This window comes from Amycolatopsis suaedae (assembly GCF_004214935.1).
In the GTDB taxonomy this organism is placed as follows: domain Bacteria; phylum Actinomycetota; class Actinomycetes; order Mycobacteriales; family Pseudonocardiaceae; genus Amycolatopsis; species Amycolatopsis suaedae.
The window spans coordinates 112857-137457 of the sequence record NZ_SFCC01000012.1 but is presented as its reverse complement, the minus strand read 5'-3'; the positions used below and the strand labels follow the sequence as shown (position 1 = coordinate 137457).

The following is a 24601-nucleotide window of genomic DNA, read 5'->3' as shown; positions in this document are numbered from 1 at the left end:
CCCCTACGCCAGGGGCAGGGTGAAGCCGAACCGCGAGCCGCCCTCGTCGCGCCGCTGTGCCCAGATGGTGCCGTGCTGGCGGGTGATGATCCGGTAGCTCAGCGCCAGCCCGATGCCGCTGCCGTGTTCCTTGGCGGTGAACGACCCGGCGAACGGGTCGGCGGGCAGGCCGCGGCCCTCGTCGTCGACGGTGAGGACGCCGCGGCCGTCCTCGGTCCGGGTGGTGATCGTGAGCCGCCGCCGCGCCGGGTCGCAGGCCGCCAGCTCGTCGATCGCGTTGAAACAGAGGTTGAGCACGACCTGCCCGGTGAGCACGCGCTCGCAGCGCACCCGCACCGGCCCGTCGTGCCGGACCGTCACCAGCACCCCGGCCGGCTCGGCGCGCAGCCGCACGAAGTACAGGCATTCCTCGACGATCTCGCCCAGGTCCACCTCCTGGTGGACGTGTTCGAGGTGACCGACGAACGCCCGCACCGACGCGACGATCGCGCTGGCCCGCTCGATCTGGCGGACCGCGCTGTCGATGCCGTAGCCCAGCTCGCCTGCCACCGCCAGCGCGCCGGCGCGGGCCCGCAGCCCGGCCAGGAAGTTGCCCGCTGCCGACAGCGGCTGGCCGAGCTCGTGCGCAATCGCCATCGCCATGTCGCCCATCGCGGTGTAGCGGGCCAGGTAGTTCTCCCGGTGCAGCTCGCGTTCCCTGCGCACTTCCTGGTGTACCCGGTCGGAGACGTCGTGCAGGATCATCAGCAGCGCGTCGCCGTCGGCCTGCCGCAGCCGTTCCAGGCTGCCTTCCAGCCACACCGGGTCGCCGTCGCCGCGGGGAACCTCCAGCCCGACCGCGGCCACCGGGTCGGCCCGCGTCACGGCCTGCTCCCACGTCGCCGGACGGCCGTCCAGGCGCAGCCTGCCGTAGCCGGTCAGCGGCCCGAGCGGCTCGGTCGGGTCCGCGCCGAGCAGGGTGGCGGCCGTGTCGGTGGCGAACCGCAGCGCGCCGTCCGCGTCGAGCATGAGCGCGGCCGTCGAGGTGTGGTGGGCCAGCGCGTCGACATAGGACGTGGTGCGCCGCAGCTCGCGTTCGATCCGCTGCTCCCGTTCGATGTCGCGGAACTGCACCATCACCGCGGGCCCCTGGGCCAGTTCGACGCGGACGGCCAGCGCGTCGGTCGGGATCACCCGGCCGGACCTGCTGCGGTAGTGCCACTCGATCCGGCTGGCGCCCTTGTCGACGGCTTCCTGCAGCCACGCCCGGCCGATCACCCGGTCGTACTGCTGCGCCGAGCTGCTCATGTGGTTCGCCTTGAGCGGCCGCAGCTCGGTGACGGTCCACTCGAGCATCTCGCAGGCGGCCGGGTTGGCCCACAGGATGTTCTTGGTCGCGGCGTCGTGGAGGAGTACACACGTCCGGGTGGCGTTCATCATCGCCACGAAGTCGTCCGTGATCAGCTCGGGGGCGCGCGGATCGGCCTGCACCCCGTCAGCGTAGGGCGGGTGCGCGGGCCGCACCTACTGAAGGAATCCCCTACGCGGGCAGAGGCAATACCGATTCCGTGACCCGCGCCGGATTCGTACCGTGCGGGGGACACCCGACGCGAGGAGCAGCAGATGGACGCCGTACTGGCGGAGCTCGCCCGGCGGCGGGCGGAGTTCCGCGAGCAGCGTTACGTGCCAAGGGACTTCGTCGACCGCCTCAAGGAGACGGGCCTCTACCGCGCGGCCACCCCGGCGAAGTTCGGCGGCGAACCGCTGCCACCCGCGGAGTTCCTCGACCGCATCGAGCGCATCTCGGTCGTCGACGGCTCGGCCGGCTGGGTGGCCAGCTTCGGCTCGGGCCTGATCTACCTGGCCGCACTGCCCCCGCAGACCCAGGCCGAGCTGTACCGGGACGGCCCGGACGTCGTCTTCGCCGGTGGCCTGTTCCCGGTGCAGCCCGCCGAGCCGACCGGGGACGGGTTCCTGGTCGAGGGCCGCTGGAAGTTCGCCAGCGGCTGCATGGCGGCCGACGTGCTCGGCGTGGGCATTCCCGGCGACGACTCCACCGCAGGCAAGCCGCGGGTCGCGCTGCTGCGGCCGGAGCAGGTGGAGATCGTGCGGGACTGGGACGTCGTCGGCATGCGTGGCACCGGGTCGTTCGACCTGGTCGTCCGGGGCGTCGAGGTGCCGAGGGAGTGGACGTTCGTCCGCGGCGGAGCACCCACCGTTGACGAGCCGCTGTACCGCTATCCGACCATCGCCTACGCGGCACAGGTTCTCGCCGTCGTCGGCGCCGGTGTCGCGCGGGCCGCGCTGAACCACGCCGAGGAAACCGGTGCCGGGTACGCCGGGGTGACCGGCGCGCCCAAGCTGGCCGACCGGGCGTACTACCGCGCCGCGGTCGCCACCGCCGAGGCGGAGCTGCGCTCGGCCCGGTCCTGGTTCTACGACCTCAGCCACGAGGTGTGGGACACCGTCGTCGCCGGCGACGACGTCAGCGACGAGCAGAACGCCCACCTCCGGCTCGCCGCGGCGCACCTGGCGCGGACGTCGTCCGATGTCGTCGCCAGGCTGGTCGAGGTCTCCGGAACCGCCGCGATCAACAACGACCACCCGCTGCAGCTGCTGCTCGGTGACGCGCTGGTCCCCAAGCAGCACGCCTTCCTCGGTCCCGCGATGTACGACGCCGCAGGCGCCGTCCTCATGGGACTGCCACCCACGACGCCCGGTTTCCGTTGAGCGAGGGGAGTTCCATGAACCAGCCACTGCGGGTGCTGTTCTGCATCGGCATCAACCAGAACTTCTTCGACCTGCCCAGGGACGGCATCACCGCCGGCGACGTCTGGCAGGCGTTCGTCTCGATGACCGGCCAGCTCAAGGCCCTGCCCGGGGTGGACTTCATCGGCGACTTCGACGACGACTCGCACATGGTCGGCCCGTCCGAGGGCTGGCCGTGGACCTGCTACCTGCTCGCCGACGTCGACACGCAGGAGACCGTCAAGGCGGCCTGCAACCTGCTGCGCACCACCGGCGTCGGCGGCACCGAGTTCAAGCTGTGGAAGTTCGCCAGGATCGAGGCCCGCATCGGCCGCGCGCTCACCGTCCGCGAGGACGTCACCCTTCCCGACTGAGCAGGGAGCACCCGATGACCGAGCATTCCCCCGGCGACCTGGTGTCCCCGGACCGGGTCGCCGGCCGGCTCTACACCGACCCGGAGATCTTCGAGCGTGAGCTCACCGGCATCTTCGAACGCACCTGGGTGTGGGTCGCGCACGAGAGCGAGCTGCCGGAGCCGGGCACCTTCAAGACCGCGCACATCGGCCGCCAGCCGGTGATCGTGACCCGCGACCGCCAGGGCGTCCTGCACACGCTGCTCAACCGCTGCAGGCACCGCGGCGCGAGCCTGTGCGAGAAGCCCTCGGGCCGGGCCAACGGGTTCACCTGCCCGTACCACGCCTGGTCCTACGGCCTGGACGGAACCCTGCGCGGGGTGCCCTACCCGCAGGGCTACGACGGCGTGTTCGACCGGCGGGAGCTGTCGCTGCACCGGGTGCGCACCGAGGTCTGCGGCGGCATGGTGTTCGCGACCCTCGCCGGGGACGGCGAGCCGCTGGCGGACTTCCTCGGTGAGGCCGTTCCGTGGATCGACCGGTTCTTCAAGCAGGGCGGCGGTTACCCGGTCAAGGTCCTGGGCAGGCACCGGTTCCGCTACCGGGGCAACTGGAAGATCCAGCTGGAGAACACGACCGACGGCTACCACTTCCCGATCGTGCACCGGTCCTGGATGGCCTCGGTCGATGCCGAGACCGCGGACATGATGTCGTTCATGACCGATCCCGCCGCGGTCACCCACGATCTGGGCAACGGCCACAGCGTCATGCGGATGGTGCCCGGGCACTCCGATCTGGACGTCGACGACGGCAGCGAGCCGTTGCCGTCCCGCTTCGCGGGCATCGCCGCGGAACTGTCGCAGACGCTCGATCCGGCCACCGTGCGCAAACTGGTGCGGGCCATGCACGGCACCGGGTTCAACCTCAACCTGTTCCCGAACGTGTCGCTGTCCTCGTCGTTCCTGCGGGTGCTGCGCCCGGTCGCGGTGGACGAGACCGAGATCGAGCACATCGCGATCGGCCCGGACGGCCCGCCCGAACTCGACGTGGTCAACCGGGAACGGCTGCGCATCCACGAGCACTTCCAGGGACCGTTCGGGTTCGGCACACCCGACGACGCCGAAGGCTGGGACCGGGTCCAGCGCGGGGTGCGGGCCGCGCCGGACATGGCGATCCTGGTCAACCGCGGAATGGCCAGGCAGGCAACGGATCCGCGGGGCCTGCCGACCTCCCACGTCACCGACGAGACCGGAATGCGTGCCGCCTACGGCGAGTGGAAGCGGATGATGAGCGATGCCTGAGACCGCGCTGTCCCTGACCGACCGCCGGGTGGCCAGGGCGGTCGAACTCGTCTGGCGGGAGGCCGAACTGCTCGACCGCCCGGACTACGCCGCCTGGAACGAGCTGTTCACCGGAGACGGGATCTACGTCGTCCCGATCGACCGCGACGCCACCGACTTCGCCGCGTCGCTCAACATGGTCTACGACGACGCCCGGATGCGGCGGCTGCGGGTGAACCGGATGACCGAGGGCTACGCCATCGCCGCCGTGGACGCCGCGCGCACCGTCCGCACCGTGTCGCGGTTCGTGCCGGAGTCGGTCGCCGACGACGAGGTCGTGCTGCGGTCGGCACAGGTGCTGATCGCCTACAAACGGGGGCGGCACGACATCTGGGCCGCCGACCTCGTGCACCGGATCCGCCTGTCGGCGGGGGACCCGGCGGGCGACCGGATCGCGCTGAAGGTCGTCCGGCTCGTCGACAGCGACGACGCCGTGCCGGCGGCGGGGTTCCTGCCGTGACCGCCGGGCAGGTCGCCGTCGTCACCGGCGGCGCGAACGGCCTGGGGGAGTACCTCGTCCGCCGCCTGCACACCGGTGGCTGCCGGGTCGCCGTGGCCGACCTCGACGGCGCCGGGGCCACCGCGCTGGCCGGCCGGCTCGACGACACCGGCGCGACGGCGCGCGGTTACCGCGTCGACGTCAGCGACCGCGCGGCGCTGGAACGGCTGCTGGCCGACGTCGTCGCCGACTTCGGCACCGTGCACATCCTGGTCAACAACGCCGCCCGCACCCAGGCCACACCGCTGTTCGAGATCACGCGGGCCGAACTGGAGGAGGTGCTGGCGGTCAACCTCACCGGCACCTTCACGGCCTGCCAGGTCTTCGGCGCCTACCTCGCCGGGCGGGGCTACGGCCGGATCGTCAACCTCGCGTCGCTGGCCGGGCAGAACGGCGGCACCGCGACCGGCGGCCACTACGCGGCATCCAAGGGAGCGATCCTGTCGGCCACCAAGGTCTTCGCCCGCGAGCTGGCCTCCTCGGGGGTCACCGTCAACGCCGTCTCGCCGGGCCCGCTGGACAGCCCCGCCGTCCGCTCGATCGTCGGCGCCGACCTCGACTCCTTCACCGCCCGGATTCCGGTCGGGCAGCTCGGCGACCCGGCGTTCATCGCCGACATGGTCGCCCTGCTCGCCTCACCGGGCGCGGCCTCGGTCACCGGTGCCTGCTGGGACGCCAACGGCGGCCTCTACCTGCGTTGACGGCGTACTACCGCCAGCGGAACAACCGGGCGGCGAGCAGGCCGCAGACCACCACGGTGACCGCCAGGCTCACCAGCTGCGCCGGTTGCGGCGTGGCGCCGGCCCAGGCCGCCCCGAGTGCCTTCACCGCGGCCCCGAACGGCAGCGCCTCACCGATCCCGGCCAGCGCGCCGGGCAGGTTGCCGGTGCCGCCGAACATGCCGCCCACGGCGCCCATGGCGAAGAACAGCGTCATGCCGATCGCCACGGCGGCGTTGCCGGTGGGCGCGACCGCGGCGACGAGCAGGCCGACCGCGTACATCGCCAGCGCGGCCAGGCACAGCACGCCCAGTGCACCTGCCGGCGCGGCAGGCAGGTGCACGTCGAACGCGACCGTGGCGATCCCCAGCGCCAGCGCGATCCCTGCCGCTGTCTGCGCCGCGCTGACGACCAGTTGCGCCACCAGCACCATGATCGGCCGTGCCGGTGTCACGGCGAGCTGCCGCAACACCCCGGCGGTGCGGTAGTAGGCGAGGAAACTGGGCAGGTTGACCACGGCGATGGTGGCCGTGCCGATCGCCAGTGCCAGCGGGACGACGTAGAGGTCCACCGTGGTACGGCCGCCGGTACCCGGCACTACCTGCTTGGCCGAGCCGAGCGCGTTCATCACCAGGATCAGCAGGGGCAGTGCGAACGGGATGAGCAGGCCCGGTGTGTCCCGGACGACCATCCGCGCCTCGGCACCGATGAGGGCCGCCCAGGCTCGCGGGCCCGGCCGGCTCGCCGGTGTCACGACAGCTCCTGGTGGGGACGGCCGGTCAGGGCGAGGAAGGCGTCGTCGAGCGTGACCGCGCCGGCCTCGGTCACCAGGTCGGCGGGCGTGCCCGCCGCGATCACCCTGCCGCGGTCGAGCAGGACGACGCGGTCACACAGCCGTTCGACCTCCTCCATCTGGTGGCTGACCAGCAGCACGGCGACCCCGTCGGCGCGCAGGTTCTCCACCAGGGCCCAGATGTCCCTGCGGGCACGGGGATCCAGGCCGGTGGTCAGCTCGTCGAGCAACGCCACGCGGGGTCGTCCGACGAGGGCGAGCGCGATGGACAGCCGCTGCTGCTGACCGCCGGAGAGCCGGTCGTACCGGGTGCGAGCTGCTCCGGTGAGCCCGACGGCGCCGATCAGCTCGTCCGGGTCGGCGCCGTCGCGGTACAGCGTCCGGTACAGCCGCACCAGTTCGCGCACCGTCAGCGCGTGGTGCAGGGCGGCGTCCTGCAACTGCACACCGAGCACTCGCCGGACGGCGGCGCGCTCCCGCAGCGGATCGAGCCCGAGCACGCGGACCCGGCCGCGGTCGGGCTTGCCCAGTCCCGCGACGATCTCGACGGTCGTGGTCTTGCCCGCGCCGTTGTGGCCCAGCAGCCCGAAAACCTCGCCCTGGTCCACCGTCAGGCTCAGGTTGTCGACGGCGACGACGTGCTTGTAGCGCTTGTGCAGCCGGTGTATCTCGATCGCTTTCACCCCACCGACGCTAGGCAGCGACCCCGGGCCGCGCGCGTGCCGGCGGTCACGATCGGAGGCCATGACTTCCGGCACGGGTCACCGGGGGAGTCCGCCGTTTACAGTGGACGGATGCGGCGAGACGAGCTGTGGTCCGGAATCTTCGGCACGCTCGTCTGTGTCACCGTCGCCGTGCCGGTCCTGGTGGTCCAGCTGTCCGGCGGCGCCACGGGCGCCGCTCCCTTCTGGTTGTGGTGGATCTGCTTCGCCGGCTACGCCACGGCGCTGGTGGTCTGCACCTGGCTGGTCGACCTCACCTCGGCGGTGCTCGTGCGACGGGTGTTCGCCGCGCAGGTTCTGCTGGGCGCGGCCCTCGTGCTGCTGGCACCACAGGTCGGCTGGACGCCGATTCTGCTGGTCTACACGGCGGCAACGAGCGGCTATCTGGTCGGCAGGAGGACCAGCGCGGCGATCATCGTGCTGCACACTGGCGTGGTGGCCGCCGCGGTCTGGATGACCTCCGGACGGCTCGTGGAGATGCTGCTGCTTCCGCTGCTGTACCTGCTGCTGCAGCTGGGCGTGTTGTTCGGGGTACTGGTCCAGCTGCGGGAGGCGCGGACCCGGCAGGAACTCGCCGGGGCACACGTCGAGCTGCGTGCGGCCACCGCACTGCTGGCCGAATCGACCAGAGCCGACGAGCGGTTGCGGATCTCCCGCGAGCTGCACGACCTGATCGGGCACCAGCTGACGGTCCTCGCGCTCGAACTGGAGGTCGCCGCGCACACCGCGTCCGGGCCCGCCGCCGAGCACGTCACCCAGGCCCGCGCCACGGCCCGGGGCCTGCTCGGGGACGTCCGCGCGGCCGTCGGCGAACTGCGCCGCCGGAGCCCGGACCTGCGCGACACCCTGCGCGAGCTGGTCGCCGACCTGCCCGAGCCGACGGTGCACCTGCGCGTCGACGACACCGTGCGGGTCGACGAGACCCGCACCGCGGCGCTGATCCGCTGCGTGCAGGAGGTCGTCACCAACGCCATCCGCCATGCCGAGGCGACCCAGCTGTGGATCGAGATCACCGGGACCGGCGGTGAGGTGCGGTTCAGCGCGTGGGACGACGGCCGGGGTGCGGCCGCGATCCGCCCCGGCAACGGGCTGCGCGGCATCACCGAGCGGGTCGAAGAACTCGGCGGCCGCGTGGAATTCGCCGGCGGCGGTGGGTTCCGCGTCCTGGCGCAGGTGCCCGCGCCATGATCCGGGTGTGCGTCGTCGACGATCAGACCCTGGTCCGGAAGGGGATCCGCGGCCTGCTCGACCTGTCGCCGGACGTCGAGGTGGTGGCCGAGGCCGACGACGGCGCCGCGGCCGTGACGGCCATCGCCGATCACCGGCCCGACGTCGTCCTGCTGGACCTGCGCATGCCGCGCCACGACGGGATCTGGACGCTGGAAGCGTTGCGGCAGCGCGGAATCGACGTCCCGGTGCTGGTGCTCACCACGTTCGACGACGACGAACTCGCGTTGCGGGCACTGCGGGCGGGGGCGAAGGGGTACCTGCTCAAGGACGTCACCCTGGAGCAGCTCGTCGGAGCCGTGCGCACGCTCGCTGCCGGGGCGACCCTGGTCCGGCCCGCGATCACCGACCGGCTGCTGCGGGTGGTCCGGTCCGGCGAACTCGCCCCGCTGACCGAGGCCGACGCCGCGCCGGTGCGGGAGCTGACCGAACGCGAACTCGAGGTCCTGCGCCTGGTCGCCGGCGGGTACAGCAACCGGGAGATCGGCGAGGCGCTGTTCCTGGCCGAGGGAACGGTGAAGAACCACGTGTCGAACCTGCTGGGCAAGCTCGGCACGCGCGACCGCACCCGGGCGGTGCTGCGGGCGCTGCACCACGGCCTGCTGGACTGACGGGTCCACCGGGCAGGCACCGGTTCAGCCGGGTTCCAGTGGTGTTCCAGAAACGATCCCTAGCGTCTCGTTGGTAATCAACCAACAAGCGACACAGGGAGTCGACACAGTGGTCAAGATGCTCACCAGGACGTTGGCGGCCGGGCTCGCCGCCGGAGCCGCCGGCGTGGTGCTGGCGGCGCCGGCCGGCGCGAGCAGCGAGCCCGCCTGCCTGAACACGGGATTCTTCGAGATCGAGTACAACCTCGAGGTTGCCGGGCCGGGTGCGGGCGGTGAGCGGGTGCGGGTGTGGCCGGGTACGCGCGGGGCGATCCTCACCTGGGACGCGGTCAACGCGCATTTCGCCATCGAGTCGGGGCCGACGGCCGGGCTCAAGGGCTGGGGGCCCACCGAGATCTTCACGATCGACAACCAGGGAACCTGCTGAGAACGGACCGCGGGGCCGGTCCCCGACACCGGCCCCGCACCTCACGCGCTTCTGCCGATCAGGGACGGCCTGTCGCCCGCCCCCGGCGTCCCCAGTTCGGCGAACAGGGCGTGTGCCTCGTCCAGGCGCCGGGCTCCCGCCTCGGCACGGCCCTCGGCCCGCAGGGCCTGCCCCGACACGTGCAGGGCATGGGCCTCGCCGAACCGCTGGCCACGCCGGCGCGCGAGGGTCACCGCCTGCTCGGCGTGGCGCTCCGCGGCGGCGGTGTCCCCGGCGGCCAGCAATGACCTGGCCAGTTCGGTCAGCGCCCGCACCTCCAGCACCAGCGTCGCGGACGCCCGCACCATTTCCAGCGCCGCGGCCCCGGTCTCGACGGCCTGCTCGGTCCGCCCGGCGCCGCGGTAGGCGGCACCGAGTCCGATGAGGACGGACTGCTGCCCGTAGTCGAACGAGATCTCCTCGGCCAGGCGCAGCACCTCGGTGTAGCCCCGGATCGCCTCGTCGTGCCTGCCGAGCCGGGCTTCGACGGCGGCCAGCACCTCCAGCCCGCCCGCCTCGTGCCTGCGCTCACCCAGCGACCGGCCCAGCCGGACCGCCTCCCGCGCCTGCTCCGCCGCCGTGGACAGCCGTCCCGCGTCGCAGTTCGTCTCCGCCATGCACACCAGGGCGGGTGCCTCGCCGTGCCGGTTGCCGGTGCGGTGCACGATCCGGGCACACCGGGTGTAGAACCCGAGTGCCTCGTCGAACCGGCCGAGCGCCCAGTTGTTCATCCCGAGCGCGTGCAGGGCCCGCTGCTCGATGTCGGCGGCGCTCTCCGCCCTCGCCACCTCCAGCACCCTGCCGAGTTCACGGATCGAGGTGTCGAACTCGGCCAGCGTGTAGGAGGTGACGGCCAGGTGCTGGCGCACCGCCACCTCACCGACCCGGTCGCCGATCTCCTGCCGCAGCGACAGCGCCTGCTGGTAACAGTCGACCTCGCGCTTGTGCTGCCCGGTCTGCGAGTACACCCTGCCCATGTTGTGCAGCGCGCCGGCCTGCATGGCCTTGTCGCCGGTGAACCTGCTCAGCACCAGCGCGGTCGCGTGCTCGCTGAGCGAGGCGCGGAAGTCGCTGAGGTTGTAGTGGATGAGCCCGAGGACGTTGTGCATCCTGGCCTGGGCGCGCTGGTCGCCGCGGGTCCGCGCCGCGGCCAGCGCGCCACGGCAGGCGGTCAGCCATTCCGCGCTGTGGCCCCGGTGGTAGAGGTAGCGGCTGAGGATGTCGACCGCTTTCCAGCCGTGGTCGGCGAGGTCGTGCTCGGCCGCCCGCGACACCATGGCGAACAGGTTGGTGCGCTCCCGGTCCAGCCAGTCGACGGCGGACGACGTGGTGAACTCGACGTCGGCGGGCCGGACGGTCCGGCGGGCGAACGGGTACAGCACGGCGCTCGCGGCCTCGGCGTGGCCGAGGTAGTAGTCGAACAGCCCGCGCACCGCGGCACGCCGGTGTTCGGCAGGCTCGGCGTGGCGGGCGAGCCCGGCGGCGTACTCGCGGAGCAGGTCGTGGAACTGGTAGCGGCCGGCCGCGTGCTCGTCGAGCAGGCTCGCCGCGGTCAGCCTGCGCAGCAGCTGCCGCGTGACGGGGACCGGGTCACCGGTGAGCGCGGCCGCCGACCCGGCGGTGAAGTCGCTGCCGGGGACCAGGCCGAGTAGCCGGAACAGCCGCTGGGCCGGTGGTTCCAGCCTGGTGTAGGAAATCTCGAACGCGGGGAGCACGGCGTCGCCGCTGTCCTCGCCCTGCACCGCGAGACCGCTCAGCGTCCCGGCGCCACGCAGCTCGTCGAGGTAGGCGGCGACGCTGGTGTGCGGCGCCGACATCAGGTTGGCCGCCGCGATCCGCAGCGCCAGCGGCAGGTAGGCGCAGGCGCGGGCCAGTTCCCGGACCGCGCCGGCCTCGGCGTGCACCCGGTCCGTGCCGATCATCCTGCCGAGCAGCAGTTCGGCCTCGGTCTCGTCGAGCACGCCGAGGCACAGCCGGGACGCGCCCTCCTTCGCCGTGAGCCCGGTCAGCCGGTCCCGGCTGGTGACCACGACGAGGCAGCCGGGACTACCCGGCAGCAGCGGGCGGACCTGGTCGGCGCCCGCGGCGTCGTCCAGCAGGATCAGCATCCGGCGCCCGGCCAGCCGGGTGCGGAACAGGGCGGCGGCCTCGTCGACGTCACCGGGGGTGTGCTCGGGGGCCACGCCGAGCGCGCGCAGGAACCGGACCAGCACCTCCAGCGGCCGCGCGGGCTGCCCGGAGGCGTTGCCGCGCAGGTTGACGTACAGCTGGCCGTCCGGGAAGCGGCCGCGCACGTGCTGGGCCCACTGCACGGCGAGCGAGGTCTTCCCGACGCCGGGCGTGCCGCTGATGACCGCGAGGCTGACGGCGCCGCCGAGCAGCGCGTCGAGCGTGCCGAGACTGTCCTGCCTGCCGACGAACCCGGACACGGCGGCCGGAAGCTGCGCGGGCACGGGCTGCCGCGAGTTCGGGACCGGCTTCGCTGGCAGTTCGTCGCGCACGATCTGCAGATGGGCCGACCGCACTTCCTGCCCAGGCGCGATTCCCAGCTCGTCGGACAGCCGCGAGCGCAGCTCGCCGAACAACCGCAGGGCGGTCGCCTGCTGCCCGCTGCCGGCCAGGGCCAGCATCAGCCGGGCGTGCAGTCCCTCGTGGAACGGCTCCTCGTGGGTCAGCGCCCGCAGGTACTCGACGGCCTGCTCCGGTGTTCCCAGCCGCGACGCCGTCTCCGCGTAGGCAAGACAGACGGCGATGCGGCGGGTGCCGGCCGCCTGCGCCACCGGGTGCTGCCGGATCCCGGGCGGCAGGTCGGCCAGTGCCGGCCCGCGCCAGCAGCGCAACGCCCGTTCGGCCAGATCAAGGGCCGCCTCCGGGCTTTCCTGCCACAGCCGGTCGGCCATGGTCGCCAGCCGGTCGAACCGGCCAAGGTCGATCGCGTCCGCGTCGGCGGTCAGCAGGTAGCCGCCGGTGGCGGAGGAAATGGCCGCCGCCGCGCCGTGACCGGTCGCCAGCGCCTTGCGCAGCCCGGAGACATAGGTATGGACCAGGTTGTGACAGCTGGCCGGCGGCCGGTCGCCCCACAGCGCGTCGACCAGTTCCTCGCGGGTGACCACCTGGCCGGCGCGCAGCGCGAGCAGGGCGAACAGCGACCGCTGCTTCATCGGGCCGAGGTCGGCCGGGGTGCCGTCGAGTGTCACCGCCAGCGGGCCGAGAATGTCGATGCGGAGCGTGGCCTCCGGCGCCGTGGGCGCGGGACCGCCGGAGTCCAGCGCGGCCACCAGCCTGCGGACCGACTCCTGCCGGGGCTTGCCGGTCAGGCCCTGTTCCAGGTGGCGGATGGTGCGGACGCTCACCCCGGACAGGCTCGCCAGGTCGCGCTGGGTGAGCCCGGCGTTCCTGCGCCGTGTCCGCAGCGCTGCTCCCCACGTCTTCGGGTCTTCGACCACGGTGCCCCCACCCGTCCATAACATCGTGATGCCGACGCGGGCGTACTTTAGCAAGATGGTTGACCTGCGAGAAGGGCCCCTCGCCCGGGGAGTGAGCGAGGGGCCCGGGTCGGTCCCGCGTCAGGCAGGGTAGGGGGTCGCCTTGCCGGTCGCGGGGTCGTAGTCGATACGGCCGCCCTGGAACAGCGTGCGCTTACCGCCGGGCAGTCCGGGGATGTCGGTTTCGGCGCTGATCGGGTACTTCAGCGACGACTTCACACCGCCGAGCGAGTACCAGGTGCTCAGGATCGAGCCGAACATGGCGTGCGCGCCGGTCGAGGGCGACCAGTAGATCGCCCCGGCGTTGGACAGGGTGTTGTACCGGCCGACCTTGTCGGGTGCGTCCAGTTCGTCGGTCACCGGCAGGCCCAGCCGGGCCGAGGTGTGCCCGCCTAGCCTGAGATATTCGGCGTGGATGTGGCCGGTCATGATCTTCGGTCCGAAGTTGTGATGCGTGGGTGCCCAGTACATCCGCGCACAGCGGTAGTCGCGGTAGCGCACCATGCCGTCGGTCTTCTCGGTGTCGGCCGGTTCGCAGACGTAGTCGCGCGCGGCGGTGTCGTTGAGCCAGCGCAGCTCGATCGCCGTGGTGACCGGGTAGGCCCAGTTGATCCGCCAGGACGCGTCGACGGTGAACCAGTCCGGGTGATCGAAGCTCTGCCTGCGGCTGTTGTCGGCGGCGAACAGCGCGCCCCCGAACTGGCGCAGGTACCGGCCCGGATTGCTGAACGACTCCAGTGAGACGCCGACGCCCATCAGCCCGGGCTTCGGGCACCAGGTGGCGTCCCGGTGGAAGACGGTGGTGCCGTCGGTCGGCTCGACCCGGACACGGAAGTTGCTGACCCGCAGGTACACGCCCGGCTGTGTCATCGACTCGAACGAGTAGCAGTCCGGGTTGCCCAGGCCCGGCATGACCCGCCAGGACGCGTCGGCGCCGGCGCCGCCACCCGGGATCTGCGGTCCGGCGGTGATGTCGGCGTAACCCGCGCCGACCGGCCGGACGTGGTGACCGCGCCTGCCCGCGCGGTCGGAGCGCAGCGACTGGATCAACGACCGGTACTGGCCGATCCGCAGGAAGTCGGCGACGTCCTTGGGGGTCCCGGCCAGCGCGGCTTTCGCGGCGTACACCAGCCCCGGGCGGATGAGGGACTTCTCCGCCTTGGTCTGGATTTCCAGTGCGCGCCGCCGGTTGTCTTCCTCCTCCTTGCGCAGTTTGCTGGCGGTGTCGCGGCCGTCGGCCTCGTAGATACCGGTGTCGATGAACCACTTCCACACGGCCGGATCCGGGCTGCGCAGGGCGTCGACGGCCGCGTCGTGGACTTCGGTGCCCTGCGTGGCGCGGTTCCACACCTCGCGGACGAAGTTGTCGTCGGACAGCTCCAGCATTCCGGGGGTGGCGATGACGCCGAGCACCGCCATCGCCCGTGCCTTGGCGTTGCGGGCCTTCTGCCGCGCCTTCTCCGCCTCACTGGCCTGCTCGTCCTGGTCGATCTTGTCCTGCTTGTCCTGCGCGTCGGCGACGCCGATGCCCGTGCGCAGGAAGTCGATCTGCTGCTGCTCGGTCCCGCCGAACGCGGCCAGGGCGGCCGCTTTGACCTTCGGCCCGGTCGCCCGTTCCCACAGTGCGAACACGAAGTCCTTGTACCCGCGGATCAGCAGTTCCGGTTCCGCGACGATCCCGATGACCGCCGCCGCGCTCTGCTTCAGTTCGCGGGCCTCGCGGGCCCGTTCGGCGTCGCGGATCTCGTTGAGGTCGTCGCGCCGCTTCGCCTCGTGGATTCCGGTGCGGATCCACTGGGAGCACTCCTGGTCGGTCCCGGCGAACGCCAGTTCGGCCGATGCCCGCAGTTCCGCTCCGGTGGCCCGCCGCCAGAGCGCGATGACGAAGTTGCGGTCGCTGAGCACCAGCAGGTCGTCACCCGCGACGATGCCGAGGACGGCGGCGGCGCGGAACTTGTCCTCCTGTGTCGCAGGCGGAACCGCCACCTCCAGCGGCACCTCGGTCGGCGTGTCCGCGGCCACCACCGGTGGTGGCGCGACGGGTTGCGCCTGTGCCGGCGCGGCCACCAGCAGCCCGCCCGCCACGGCGGCGGCGATGAGCACGGGTCTCCATCTCATTCGGAACGGCCTTCCTTCTTCGCCAGGACGACCCGACGTCGTTCCTGCTCCGCGATCATCCTCTTGCCCAGTTCACCGGAGGCGTCGTCGACGCGGAACCCGGCGAGCAGGTCGTCCTCGGTCACGCCGAACGACACCGGTGCGGACACCACCCAGCGCGCGATCCGGTGTTCTCCCAGCGATACGTAGACACGGTTGCCGTCGACGCCAACCGACAGTGGCATCCGGTGGTCGACCGTCTCCATCGCGAAGTCCTCTGTGGACGGACCAGGGCGCTCCGACAGGTCCAGCCGCACCAGGCCGGGTTCCTCCGGTGCCGCGCCGGGAACCGGGCCCGGCGAGACAGGGACGGTCACCATGACGATCTCGAACACCATTCCCTGGTAGCCATCGGCCTTCAGCTCGACGTAGCCGTACTCGGGTCCACGTGAGTCGGCGGCGAAGAAGTAGACCGGATCCATCCGGGCGCCGGGCGGCACGAAGGCGAGGGAGAGTGCGATGTAGTCGTCGCTTTCGTCCCTGGCCTGCTCCGCCGGCGAAACTCCGGTTACTCGAAACGACACGTCACGACCTTCCTGGACTGTATACAGCGTGGTGAAGGACCGGGAGCGTCCCGTTCCTCGGCTCACTGAACTGCAGGTGCCAGTTGCCTATCCTGACAGGCCCGTCATAGCGAAGACCGTTGGTGACGGCCTGGTCGACCGCACTCCGCAGCTGGCTCAGCATGGCCTCGGCATGAAGATCGAGGAATTCCGGGCGCACATTCAGGCTCAGGTACCGCTCGTTGATGTGTTTCGTCGCCGACTCGATCACCCAGATCCGCTGTCCGCTCGTGGTCGGCAGCTCGAACGACTTCGGAATCGGTGTGCCGGGCCAGTCGTCGGCCCTGCGCGTGATGATGTTCCAGACGCTTTCGCAGTTGTGGACCAGTAACTGTGACTCGGTGACGTAGTAGTTGTGGTCGCCTTCGACCTCGAAGTTGTGGACGGTGACGGCTGCGGCGGCCCGGGTGATGCCGGTGACGGCCGGGTGCTCGCCGCGTTTCGTCTCCAGCCGGTCGCCCACCACGAGCTGGTCGGCTCTGCGCCAGCCACGGCCGTCCACCCAGAACGGGTGCTCCGGTGTGGCCCGCACGGTGGTGCCGCCTGCTGTGATGCTGAGCAGCGTTTCGGCCGTCCTGCTGGAGAGGTCGACGACCCGGCGCAACCGCGGCAGCCCGGTGCCGGTGTCCCGTGCCCAGACCCGGTCCCCGACGGCGACCCGCTCAATGGGTTTCGGTCCGTGCTCGGTGTCCACCGTGGTGCCGGCCGGAAAGCAGTTGCAGACGGTGAAGTCCTGCACCCGCTTGAGCAGCTGCCTGCCCCACTTCGTGCCGTCGAGGTAGCCCTGGACGCCGCTGATGATTCTCCCGACGGCCTTGGTGATCGGGCCGATCTTGCCGATGATCACGACCAGGGAGGCCACGTTGACGACGGTCCAGAGGCAGGACTCGATGTTGCCTTCGCCGAAACAGCGTTTGGCGTCGTTCACGCCGATGACGTCGAGGATGACCTCGGCGCCGACTTCGACGAGGAAGTCGAGAACGGTTTTGTTCGCCGCGGCCCTGCCGTTGCGGAATTCCTGGACGAGTGGCTCGCCGCCCGCCATCCGCAGGACTTCCTCCTCGTCGGGTGTCAGGTCGGGAATCCCGTCCCCGCCGGACTCCGCGGCGGCCTGGCGGCGGCGTTCGGCCTCGTCGCGCCGGGCCTGTTCCTCGGCGCGTTCGGCGGCCTGCTGGGCTTCGGTGGCCTTGCCCTTGGCGTTCTCGGCGGCCTTGGCGGCCTCGTCGGCGTGGGCTTGGGCGCGTTCGGCCGCGTCGTTGGCTGCCTCGGCCGCGGCCTGGGCTCTGGTGGCGGCGTCGCGTGCCGCGGCAGCGTCGTCTTCGGCGTTGCGGGCGGCCGTGCGAGCCGCTTCGGCGGCGGCTTCGGCGGCGGTGGCGTTACGACCTGCGATGGCGGCGTCGTTGTTGGCCTGGTTGGCGGCGTTGCGTGCCGCGGCGGCGTCGGCGCGGGCTTGCGCGTCGGCCTGGCTGGCCCGTGCCGCGGCCGCGCGTGCGGCGGCGCCTTCGAGTGCGGCGTCGGCGGCTGATCGCTGGGCTGCCGCGGAAGATTTGGCGGCGGCTTCGGCCGAGGCCGCGGCGCGGGCCGCGGCTTCGTAGGCGGGTTTGACCTCCGCCGCGGCGCGGGCTGCGGCGTCGGCGGCGGCCCGGGCGGCGGTGGTGGCCTCCGTGGCGCGCCGTGCGGCGGCCTCGGCTTGTTCGTTGCCGATGGCTTGGGCCTGGGCGGCGATTTCGGCGATCCAGTCGGCGTCGAGGTCCTCGCCGGTGAACGGGGCGACGATGGTGATGGCGTTGCTGGCAGGCTGGGTGATGCCCTGCGCCGACGCCCGCGCGGCCAGTGAGGCCCGCACGGCGGCCTCGGCCTGTGTCGCCGAGGAGACGGCTTCGCGGGCGGCGGCTTCGGCTTCGGCCTTGACCCGGTCGGCCGCCCAGAGTGCCTTGACCGCTTCGTCGGCGGCCTGCTCGGCCAGCCGCTGGGCGTTACGCGCGTGTTCGGCGGCCTTGGTTTCCCACGCGGTCGCTTCGGCGGCCTTCACGTTGGCCTGCAGGGCGAAATGGTGCGCGGCGGCCGCCTCGGATTCGGCCTGGCCTGCGGCGGCGTCGGCCCGCTTCGCCGCGGCGTGCGCCGCGTCCGACGCTGCCCGTGCCCGGGCGGCGGCCCGGGTCGACTCGGTGGCGGCCGCCCTCGCGTTGGCCGCGGCCCCGGTGGCCGTGTTCGCCGCGGTCCTGGCGTTGGCCGCGGCGGTGGATGCGATGCCCGCTTCGGTGCGGGCCTGGTTCGCGGCCGCCTGGGCCGCTTCCGCGTGCTCGGTGCCCCGGGCCTGCGCGGCCATCGCCTCCAGCGCCTGTGCCCGCGCCTGCGCGGCGTCACGGGCCTGCTCGGCCCGGAACGCCTCGTCCCGGGCGGCGATGGCCTTGCCCTCTTCCGTGCGAGCGTGCCCCGCGGCCTGTCCGGCGAGACGTTCCTGTTCCAGCGCCCGGGTCAGGGCGGCGTTGGCGTTGCCTTCTTCCATTTCGGCGACGCCACGGGCCGCGCGTGCCCGGGCGGCTTCCTGGTCGGCTCGCTGGCGGGCGGCTTCGGCGCTGGCTCGTTCGCGTTCGGCGATGGCGCGTTGCGCGGCGGCGGTGCGAGCTTCGGCCTCGGCGGTGAGCCGGGCCTGGCGGGTGCGTTCGGCGGCGGCCCAGGCCTGCCGTTCGGCTTCCTCGGCCGCCAGCCGTGACTGGCGTGCCCGTACGGCGGCGTCCTGCGCGGCGGCAGCCTCGACCCGGGCGGCCTCGGCGATCGCGGCCGCTGACCGGGCGTGTTCCTCGGCGTGGCCGCGCCATTTGCGGGCCTGCTCGGCGCGGGCTTCGGCTTTCTGCTGTCCTTCCTGGGCACGGTCGGTGGCCACGGTGGCCTCGACCGCGTGTACCGCGGTCTGCGAGGCGCCCACGGCGGCGCCGGCCGCCTCGGCCATGCCCTGGGCCATGCGGGCCCACTCGGCGCCGTAGGGCAGGCCGATCTCGACCAGCACGTTCGCCTCGACCGTGGCCCTGGCCGCGGCCTGCTGCGCCGCGTTCGACGCGGTCTGGGCCGCGCCGAGCTGGCGGGCGACCTCGCGCTGGACCTCGTCGAACGGGGCATGGACCCCGCCGGCCTCGTTCGCCGCGAGGATCTGCGCGGCGCGGCGGCCCTCGTTTCCGGCCAGCACCATCGCGTTGGCCGCCCGCTGCAACGCGCGCACGCCCTCGCCGTGCGCGACCAGCAGCGCCTGCCGCGCCTGCGAGGCCCGCGCGGCCTTCTTGGCCAGCTCCGAGGCCGCCTCGGCGGCCTTGTTGCGTTCCTCCTGCTCACGCAGGTACCGCTCCCAAGCCTGCGCGTCCAACGCGGCCGCGGCCTGATATCCGGTACGCAGGAACTCCGCGATCGCCGCATCCCCCGCGGCCAGCGCCGCCTTGGCTGCCTTCTGGACCTCGAACCCGCCGGTGGTGCTCAGCAAGGTCACCCGGACTCGCAACTCGTGAGCCCTGGCCTGGGTGCGTTCGGCTACCTCGCGGTCGCGGAGCTTGGCGACCTCGGCGCCGTAGGCCAGAAAACACGCCCGGTCGTAGTCGGTACCGGCGAGCACGCGTTCGACCTCGGCGTTGAACACCGGCCCGCCGGTGCCCCGCAACGCCTCGATCTCGGTCCGATGCTGCCGCGCCGTCTCGGCCTTGCGCGCCGCCGCGGCCTGTTTGGCCTGCTCGTGCCCGCTCTCCAGGAACGCCATGATCGCCGCGTCGGTGCCCGCGGCCAGCGCCGCAGTCGCGGCCTGCCGGACCTCGATGTCCTCGTCCAGCTCGGCGATGTCGACCACCAGCTGCCGCAGCCGCGGATCGATCGCCGACACCGACAGGCCCTGCCTGCCATCCCACGAACCATGACCACCCTGCGGCATCTGCCGCGCTGCCGGATTCGTCGGCGGCGCACCGGGCGCGGCGGCTGTCACCGGTTGCAGCCCCCCGGCGAACACCGTGAGTACGAGCGCGAGTATCAGCCCGCGGTAAGAATTTCTGAGCCAAGACACGACGGATTCCCTCCGCTAATACAAGATCCCACCCGGCAAAAGAAGAGATTTCAGCGAGTCATTTCTTTTTCGCCCGCCAGTGCCTGCTCGTACAGCGCTTTCCAATAGGCAGCCTGCTCGGCAGCGGTCGTCTGCTCAGCCATCCATTCGGATTCGTTCCCGGCCGCGGAACCGGCGATGGCCTGCCAGTTCGGGCTGGTGGCACCGGCCGCCGCCGCGGCGACCAGCCGCCAGTTCTCCGCCTGCGCCAGCGCCACCCGCTCGGCCTCGCCCCACGCGGTGCGCGCCGGGGTGGTCTGATCGGCCACGGTGCGCCAAGCCCGTGCCGCCGCCTGCCTGGCCTGCTCCGCAGCTTCACCGGCGGCTTCCCGCGCGGCCTGCTCGGCCTCGGTCGCCTCGGCCACCAGGCGACGGGCCGTGGCCCGCCACGCCATGTCGTTGTCCGCGGCCCGTGCCCGATGCGAATCCAGATCCAGCCGGCCACCCGAAACCCAGCCGTGCACGTAGAATTCCACCAGGTCCCCGTCACCGGCGCCCGGACGTGTCGCCCACACCGCCGCCCCCCGCACCTGCGCCCCCGGATCGTTCACCGCCAGCGCCCGTACGAAAGCGCGATCGGTCTCCGCGATCGCCCGCGCGTGCTCACCCGCCGCCTCCCGCGCCGACCGGTCACTGTTCTGCGCGGCCGCATATCCGGTGCGCACAAAGGCTTCCCGGTCGGCATCGGTGCCCTGCACCGCACGCCGCGACGCCTCGAATACCGCCGGCGAGAACTCCGGCCGATGCGTGGCCAGCACCCGCTTCGCGAAATCCAGATTCCGCACCTTCGCGTCGGCCGCACGCCGCACCGCATAGTCGTAGCCGGTAGCCAGAAACTCCGAGACCGCCGGCTCCCCGAGCGGACTCACCAGCGCCACCACCGCATCGGTGCGCACCGTCGACCGCGGGTCCTTCCGCGCCAGCCACCGCACCAAGGCCCGATCCGCCGACACTTCCTCCGCCATCACGGCAGGCGTCAGCGACGACACCAACATCAACAGGACGCAGGCAGCACCAACCCACGAACGCACACGCATGCAGAACTCCCGCCGTGACAAACCCGAGCCCGGCTGGAATTCCTCCACCATGAAACGCCCCGACGGCCGGTGGAATCCCTGCCTGAAGTAATTTGACCTGGCAAGGAAATCAGGCAGGCCGACTTTCGGTCAATGAGCCATTCGGCCGCAGTTGCCGAAATTGCCGTATCTACAGTGAGCGCAATGGAATATAGAAACGCTGGAGAAATACCCCGGCGGATCGCTCAGGCGCGTTCGGTCGCGGTGGCGCGGCGGATTCCCACCAGCAGCAGGATGGCGGCGACGAGGATGACCGGCCACGGGGTCAGCGGCATGACCACGGCGTCGACCACCGTCCAGACGATCAGCGCCCAGCCGACGAACGCCGGTGGCGTGATGCCACGCCGTGCCAGCCACAGCACCAGCAGCCCGACCAGGACGAACGCCGGGCCGAAGCTGTCGATGCTGAACCAGTACGCCGAGCCAGCCGGGCTCAGCGCCTTGAGGTTCTCCTGCCACAGGCCGCCGCTGAACCAGGTTCCGGCGTGCTGTCCGGCGCCCATCAGGGTCAGCGCGAGGATCGTGTGCGCGGCGCCGAACAGTGTGATGAGCCAGCCAGCCCACTTGATCATCGTTGGCCTCCATCCCCGGTTATACGGTGGCGTATATCGAAGGAGGCTAACCTGGTTGTACGGGTGCGTACAACCGGATTCGAGGTGAGGTGGGTCATGGGCGCGTTGCGGACGCCGCGGGAGAAGTGGGTCGAGGCCGGTCTGCGGGCCCTGGCCGGCGGCGGCGTGGACGCCGTGCGGGTGGAGGCGCTGGCCAAGTCCCTGGGGGTGACCAAGGGGGGTTTCTACGGCTACTTCGCCGACCGGGACGCCCTGCTGCTGGCGATGCTGGACACCTGGGAACAACGCAGCATCGGCGACGTGCTCGACCGCGTCGAGCGCGAGACCCGCGACCCACGCAAGCGGGTGCGGCTGGCCGGGCAGCTCACCTACTCCGAGGAGCTGATCCCCATCGACCTGGCGGTGCGCGACTGGGCCCGCCGCGACGAGGTCGCGGCCGGGTACCTGCGCCGGGTGGACAACGAGCGCATGCGCCTGCTGCGCGACATGATCGGCACCTTCTGCGACGATCCCGACGAGGTCGAGGCGCGCAGCCTGCTGGCGTTCTGCCTGGCGATCGGCCATCACTTCCTCGCCACCGACCACGGCGGCCGGTCCCGTGTGGACGTTCGGGCCCGCGCCGGCGACATCATCCTCGACCAGGCCCGGCCCGGGGGCGCGACCACGGCGCAGTAGAGGTCGCGCGGTCTCCCCGGGCGTCACAACCTGCCCCGCGCTTCGGTTTCAGGCGGGGATTCGGTGGTAGGGGTTGGTGCTGGGTCTTCGGCGTGTGGTGAGCCAGGCGGGTGGGTGGAACTGGGGTTTGCCGTCGGTCATGGTGACGGTCCAGTCGGTGTGGTGGACGATGCGGTGGTGTCTGCCGCAGAGCAGGATCATCTCGTCCACTGTGGTCTGTCCGCCGTGTTGCCATTCCCGCACGTGGTGAACGACGCACCAGCGGGGTTTGCGTGTGCAGCCGGGAAAACAGCAGCCACGGTCCCGTAGGCGGAGGGCGCGGCGCTGGGCTTTGGTGGCCAGCCGGACATCGCGGCCCAGGTGCAGTACCTCGCCCTCGGATCCGAATACGGCGGGGACAAGTTTGGCTTCGCAGCACAGCCGCGACAGCGCGGAGGCGCTGAGGTATCCGGCGCCGTCGAGTATCGCGGGTCCGGCGCGGCGTTGCAGGTCGTCGAGGGTGGTGGTCACGGTGACCACGGCTCGTTCCCCGCCTTGGGTGCTGAGGTCGTCGGTGCGGGCGACCAGTTCGATCATCTCGGCGAGTGCGTCGCCTTTGCGTTCGGCTTGGTTGCGCAGGTCGGGTTGGCCTTCCTCGGCGGGGCACGGTTTGGCCAGCACATCGAACAGGCCGTCCAGGGTGGCGCCAGTTTCGGCATCCAAGGTTCCGGCGAACCGGTACCGGCCGCGTCGATCCACTGTGGAGCGGAACTCGCGGACCGGGTGCGCCAGCGCGTCCTCGTCGGGTGGTGCGCTGTCCTGGTCGATGCGGGCCCGGATGTTGTCCCCGGCTTTGCGTACCGCGGTGGGTGGGGCGGTGCGGGCCAGGGTCAGCAGGATGTCCTCGAAACCCTCCCGCGCTTCCACCGGCAGGGCCGTAATAGCGCGGTGGATTTCCACCGCGTGTTCCAGCGACACCTCACCCGCCGCCAGCGCCGCACCGGTGGCGGCCAGCGAGCCGAACAGTTCCTCGGCCAGCTGCACCCGGGTCTTGGCCAGCGACCGGGAGACGTTGAGGTTGTCCACCTGAAACGCCACCAGATCCCGGAACCCGAAATCGGCCCCGCGGGCGCTCAGCTCCGCCAGGCCCTCCAGCACTTCGGCGGCGGCCGCGGCCATCTTTTCCTGGCCACGCTGAATGATGGCGGCTACCTCCTCGTCGGAGTGCCGCCACAGGCGGGTGCCAGGTTTCTCGAACACATCACCATCGTATTACGAACAGGTGTTCGAAACAATCACACGATCGAGCTATGCTTGTCGTGGGGAGTCCTTTGCCCGCCGTTTAACCTCGCTGCGTCGGTTGAGGTGACTCACCGCCGGCCGGCGTGCCGGCGGGTGCATATTCTGTTGGTGCGCAACAACAGGATCACTCTGCAGGGCGTCGTCTGGACCTTCGGCGACCGCGAACTGGCGGCTCTGCTGCTGGACGGGCACACGGTGCGCGACGGGCCCGAGGCGTTGCTGCTCGCGGCCCAGTCGCGTGGCCTGCCGCTGACGACCGATCTCCACCACCTGTCGTCGGCTCCCGTGCCGGGCTGGGGAATCGACGTCGATGTCACGCGGTATCCACGCACGCGGCTCACTGTCCGGTGGCCCCGTCCACGCCCGCTGATCGACGCGGCCGAGGTCGGCTTTCCCGCCCGCTGGCAGTGGCTGGCCGCCACCCAGCGCACCGTTCTGCTACTGGTCGGCTGCACTCTGGTCACCGCGCCGGACGGGACGGCACGCCGCGACGCACTGCCCGTCCGGGTCTCCCGCCTGGCGGAGAGCGGGTTGCTCGCGGCGGGTTTCGCGGAGTTCCGGTCCGGCGGACGGCGTGGTGCCGCACCGGTCCGGCGCATCCGGCCGCGGACGAAACGCCGCTTCAGCCGCGCTCGCCGGTCGGTGGCGTGACGTCCCGGGCCGTCCACGGCTGGGAACGCCTGCCCGCGTTGACCGCGATGGCGAGGCGGGCGACCGCGGCGGCACCCTCCCGGCCGCTCGGCGCCGCGATCCGGCCCAGCAGCGCGCCGGCCGGGTAGGTCGCCAGATACCAGCCACGCAGGCCGTCGGTGAGTACCGTGACGGCCAGCTGTGGCGGCTCGCGGTAGCCCCAGGTCGGCGTCCGCGGGCCGCGGGGGAGTACCACCATTCCGCGGCCCGGCGCGACGAAGGCCTCGACGCCTGCCTGGGTGAACTCCTCGGTCAGCGCGGCGAGCAGTGCGTGGGCGTCCTCGGCGGCCCTGGTGCGCGCGCGGGACCGGCGGTCGACCGCGGTCAGGCACCAGCCGGCGAGGTCGACGTCCCCCGGTGGCAGACCGTGCCGCCCGGCGGCGGTCCACACATCGGTCAGCAACTCCGCCGCCATGTCGATGATTCGTTCGGTATAGAGCAATCCCTGCGCGGCGCTGTGTGCTGCCTCCACCACCGCGGACCGTGCTTCGAGCGCGGTTGTCTCACCCACCGTCTCAGTCCCCCGTCCCCGCAACGCCGGCGCGTCACCGCCGTCGCACCTCC

Annotated in this window: 21 protein-coding genes; 10 read left to right on the top strand and 11 right to left on the bottom strand. The window is 71.8% G+C overall.

Going from position 1 to position 24601, the window contains the following annotated elements:
* Window positions 1-3: 3 nt before the first annotated feature.
* Complete coding sequence (locus EWH70_RS23835; protein ID WP_130477717.1) at window positions 4-1470, bottom strand: PAS domain-containing sensor histidine kinase; 1467 nt, start codon at window positions 1468-1470, stop codon at window positions 4-6.
* Window positions 1471-1602: 132 nt separating this feature from the next.
* Here EWH70_RS23835 and EWH70_RS23830 point away from each other — a divergent pair, with 132 nt between their 5' ends.
* From EWH70_RS23830 to EWH70_RS23810, 5 genes are read left to right on the top strand one after another with little or no spacing between them, the layout of a single operon-like run.
* A complete protein-coding gene (locus EWH70_RS23830; RefSeq protein ID WP_130477716.1) occupies window positions 1603-2709 on the top strand; it encodes an acyl-CoA dehydrogenase family protein in 1107 nt (368 codons plus the stop codon).
* A 14-nt stretch (window positions 2710-2723) separates the two neighbouring features.
* Window positions 2724-3101 carry a hypothetical protein gene (locus tag EWH70_RS23825; protein WP_130477715.1) on the top strand — a complete coding sequence of 126 codons (378 nt, stop codon included), beginning with the start codon at window positions 2724-2726 and terminating at the stop codon, window positions 3099-3101.
* Window positions 3102-3115: 14 nt separating this feature from the next.
* Window positions 3116-4381 (top strand): aromatic ring-hydroxylating oxygenase subunit alpha, encoded by a 1266-nt coding sequence (locus EWH70_RS23820; RefSeq protein ID WP_130477714.1) that lies wholly within the window; start codon window positions 3116-3118, stop codon window positions 4379-4381.
* Complete coding sequence (locus tag EWH70_RS23815; RefSeq protein WP_130477713.1) at window positions 4374-4880, top strand: aromatic-ring-hydroxylating dioxygenase subunit beta; 507 nt, start codon at window positions 4374-4376, stop codon at window positions 4878-4880. The genes EWH70_RS23820 and EWH70_RS23815 overlap by 8 nt, the downstream gene beginning before the upstream one ends.
* Complete coding sequence (locus EWH70_RS23810) at window positions 4877-5620, top strand: SDR family NAD(P)-dependent oxidoreductase (protein WP_130477712.1); 744 nt, start codon at window positions 4877-4879, stop codon at window positions 5618-5620. Before EWH70_RS23815 ends, EWH70_RS23810 begins: the two co-directional genes overlap by 4 nt.
* 7 nt (window positions 5621-5627) lie before the next feature.
* On the opposite strand, the gene EWH70_RS23805 is transcribed toward EWH70_RS23810, so the two are convergent.
* Together EWH70_RS23805 and EWH70_RS23800 are read right to left on the bottom strand one after the other, a co-directional pair.
* Window positions 5628-6392, bottom strand: coding sequence for an ABC transporter permease (locus EWH70_RS23805; RefSeq protein WP_240687184.1), 765 nt, complete (start codon window positions 6390-6392; stop codon window positions 5628-5630).
* Window positions 6389-7114: an ABC transporter ATP-binding protein gene (locus EWH70_RS23800; protein ID WP_240687183.1), complete on the bottom strand. Its 726-nt coding sequence runs from the start codon at window positions 7112-7114 to the stop codon at window positions 6389-6391. The genes EWH70_RS23805 and EWH70_RS23800 overlap by 4 nt, the downstream gene beginning before the upstream one ends.
* Window positions 7115-7225: 111 nt before the next feature.
* Here EWH70_RS23800 and EWH70_RS23795 point away from each other — a divergent pair, with 111 nt between their 5' ends.
* The 3 genes from EWH70_RS23795 to EWH70_RS23785 all read left to right on the top strand — a co-directional run bounded on the left by EWH70_RS23795 (window position 7226) and on the right by EWH70_RS23785 (window position 9418).
* The gene (locus EWH70_RS23795) at window positions 7226-8341 is read left to right on the top strand and encodes a sensor histidine kinase (protein WP_130477710.1); all 1116 of its coding nucleotides are present in this window, start codon (window positions 7226-7228) and stop codon (window positions 8339-8341) included.
* A complete protein-coding gene (locus EWH70_RS23790) occupies window positions 8338-8991 on the top strand; it encodes a response regulator (protein WP_130477709.1) in 654 nt (217 codons plus the stop codon). The genes EWH70_RS23795 and EWH70_RS23790 overlap by 4 nt, the downstream gene beginning before the upstream one ends.
* A gap of 109 nt (window positions 8992-9100) precedes the next feature.
* Window positions 9101-9418: a hypothetical protein gene (locus tag EWH70_RS23785; protein ID WP_165436386.1), complete on the top strand. Its 318-nt coding sequence runs from the start codon at window positions 9101-9103 to the stop codon at window positions 9416-9418.
* 41 nt (window positions 9419-9459) lie between these two features.
* On the opposite strand, the gene EWH70_RS23780 is transcribed toward EWH70_RS23785, so the two are convergent.
* From EWH70_RS23780 to EWH70_RS23755, 6 genes are all read right to left on the bottom strand, one after another.
* Window positions 9460-12903, bottom strand: a complete 3444-nt coding sequence (locus tag EWH70_RS23780; protein ID WP_165436385.1) for a BTAD domain-containing putative transcriptional regulator — start codon at window positions 12901-12903, stop codon at window positions 9460-9462.
* 120 nt (window positions 12904-13023) lie between these two features.
* A complete protein-coding gene (locus EWH70_RS23775) occupies window positions 13024-15060 on the bottom strand; it encodes an AbfB domain-containing protein (RefSeq protein WP_130477706.1) in 2037 nt (678 codons plus the stop codon).
* A complete protein-coding gene (locus EWH70_RS23770) occupies window positions 15057-15623 on the bottom strand; it encodes a hypothetical protein (protein WP_130477705.1) in 567 nt (188 codons plus the stop codon). The genes EWH70_RS23775 and EWH70_RS23770 overlap by 4 nt, the downstream gene beginning before the upstream one ends.
* Window position 15624: 1 nt before the next feature.
* Window positions 15625-19626, bottom strand: a complete 4002-nt coding sequence (locus tag EWH70_RS23765) for a Hint domain-containing protein (protein WP_240687182.1) — start codon at window positions 19624-19626, stop codon at window positions 15625-15627.
* A 128-nt stretch (window positions 19627-19754) separates the two neighbouring features.
* On the bottom strand, window positions 19755-20831 hold the full coding sequence (locus EWH70_RS23760; protein WP_240687181.1) for an MYST family histone acetyltransferase: 1077 nt from the start codon (window positions 20829-20831) through the stop codon (window positions 19755-19757).
* 173 nt (window positions 20832-21004) lie between these two features.
* Window positions 21005-21391 (bottom strand): DUF6463 family protein, encoded by a 387-nt coding sequence (locus EWH70_RS23755; RefSeq protein ID WP_130477704.1) that lies wholly within the window; start codon window positions 21389-21391, stop codon window positions 21005-21007.
* Between the two features lie 96 nt (window positions 21392-21487).
* On the opposite strand from EWH70_RS23755, the gene EWH70_RS23750 reads away from it, so the two are divergent.
* Window positions 21488-22066, top strand: a complete 579-nt coding sequence (locus EWH70_RS23750; RefSeq protein WP_130477703.1) for a TetR/AcrR family transcriptional regulator — start codon at window positions 21488-21490, stop codon at window positions 22064-22066.
* 48 nt (window positions 22067-22114) lie between these two features.
* Here the strand turns inward: EWH70_RS23750 and EWH70_RS23745 are convergent, their stop codons facing one another.
* Window positions 22115-23305, bottom strand: coding sequence for an HNH endonuclease signature motif containing protein (locus EWH70_RS23745; protein ID WP_130477702.1), 1191 nt, complete (start codon window positions 23303-23305; stop codon window positions 22115-22117).
* 150 nt (window positions 23306-23455) lie between these two features.
* On the opposite strand from EWH70_RS23745, the gene EWH70_RS23740 reads away from it, so the two are divergent.
* A complete protein-coding gene (locus EWH70_RS23740) occupies window positions 23456-23998 on the top strand; it encodes a hypothetical protein (RefSeq protein ID WP_205669225.1) in 543 nt (180 codons plus the stop codon).
* On the opposite strand, the gene EWH70_RS23735 is transcribed toward EWH70_RS23740, so the two are convergent.
* On the bottom strand, window positions 23970-24548 hold the full coding sequence (locus EWH70_RS23735) for a hypothetical protein (protein ID WP_130477701.1): 579 nt from the start codon (window positions 24546-24548) through the stop codon (window positions 23970-23972). The two genes, EWH70_RS23740 and EWH70_RS23735, sit on opposite strands and share 29 nt — an antisense overlap.
* Window positions 24549-24601 lie beyond the last annotated feature (53 nt).

Coding starts and splice junctions, on each gene's coding strand:
- EWH70_RS23825 (WP_130477715.1), top strand. CDS start 2,724: ATGAACCAGCCACTGCGGGTGCTGTTCTGCATCGGCATCAACCAGAAC.
- EWH70_RS23795 (WP_130477710.1), top strand. CDS start 7,226: ATGCGGCGAGACGAGCTGTGGTCCGGAATCTTCGGCACGCTCGTCTGT.
- EWH70_RS23750 (WP_130477703.1), top strand. CDS start 21,488: ATGGGCGCGTTGCGGACGCCGCGGGAGAAGTGGGTCGAGGCCGGTCTG.
- EWH70_RS23760 (WP_240687181.1), bottom strand. CDS start 20,831: ATGGTGGAGGAATTCCAGCCGGGCTCGGGTTTGTCACGGCGGGAGTTC.
- EWH70_RS23790 (WP_130477709.1), top strand. CDS start 8,338: ATGATCCGGGTGTGCGTCGTCGACGATCAGACCCTGGTCCGGAAGGGG.
- EWH70_RS23815 (WP_130477713.1), top strand. CDS start 4,374: ATGCCTGAGACCGCGCTGTCCCTGACCGACCGCCGGGTGGCCAGGGCG.
- EWH70_RS23755 (WP_130477704.1), bottom strand. CDS start 21,391: ATGATCAAGTGGGCTGGCTGGCTCATCACACTGTTCGGCGCCGCGCAC.
- EWH70_RS23820 (WP_130477714.1), top strand. CDS start 3,116: ATGACCGAGCATTCCCCCGGCGACCTGGTGTCCCCGGACCGGGTCGCC.
- EWH70_RS23775 (WP_130477706.1), bottom strand. CDS start 15,060: ATGAGATGGAGACCCGTGCTCATCGCCGCCGCCGTGGCGGGCGGGCTG.
- EWH70_RS23830 (WP_130477716.1), top strand. CDS start 1,603: ATGGACGCCGTACTGGCGGAGCTCGCCCGGCGGCGGGCGGAGTTCCGC.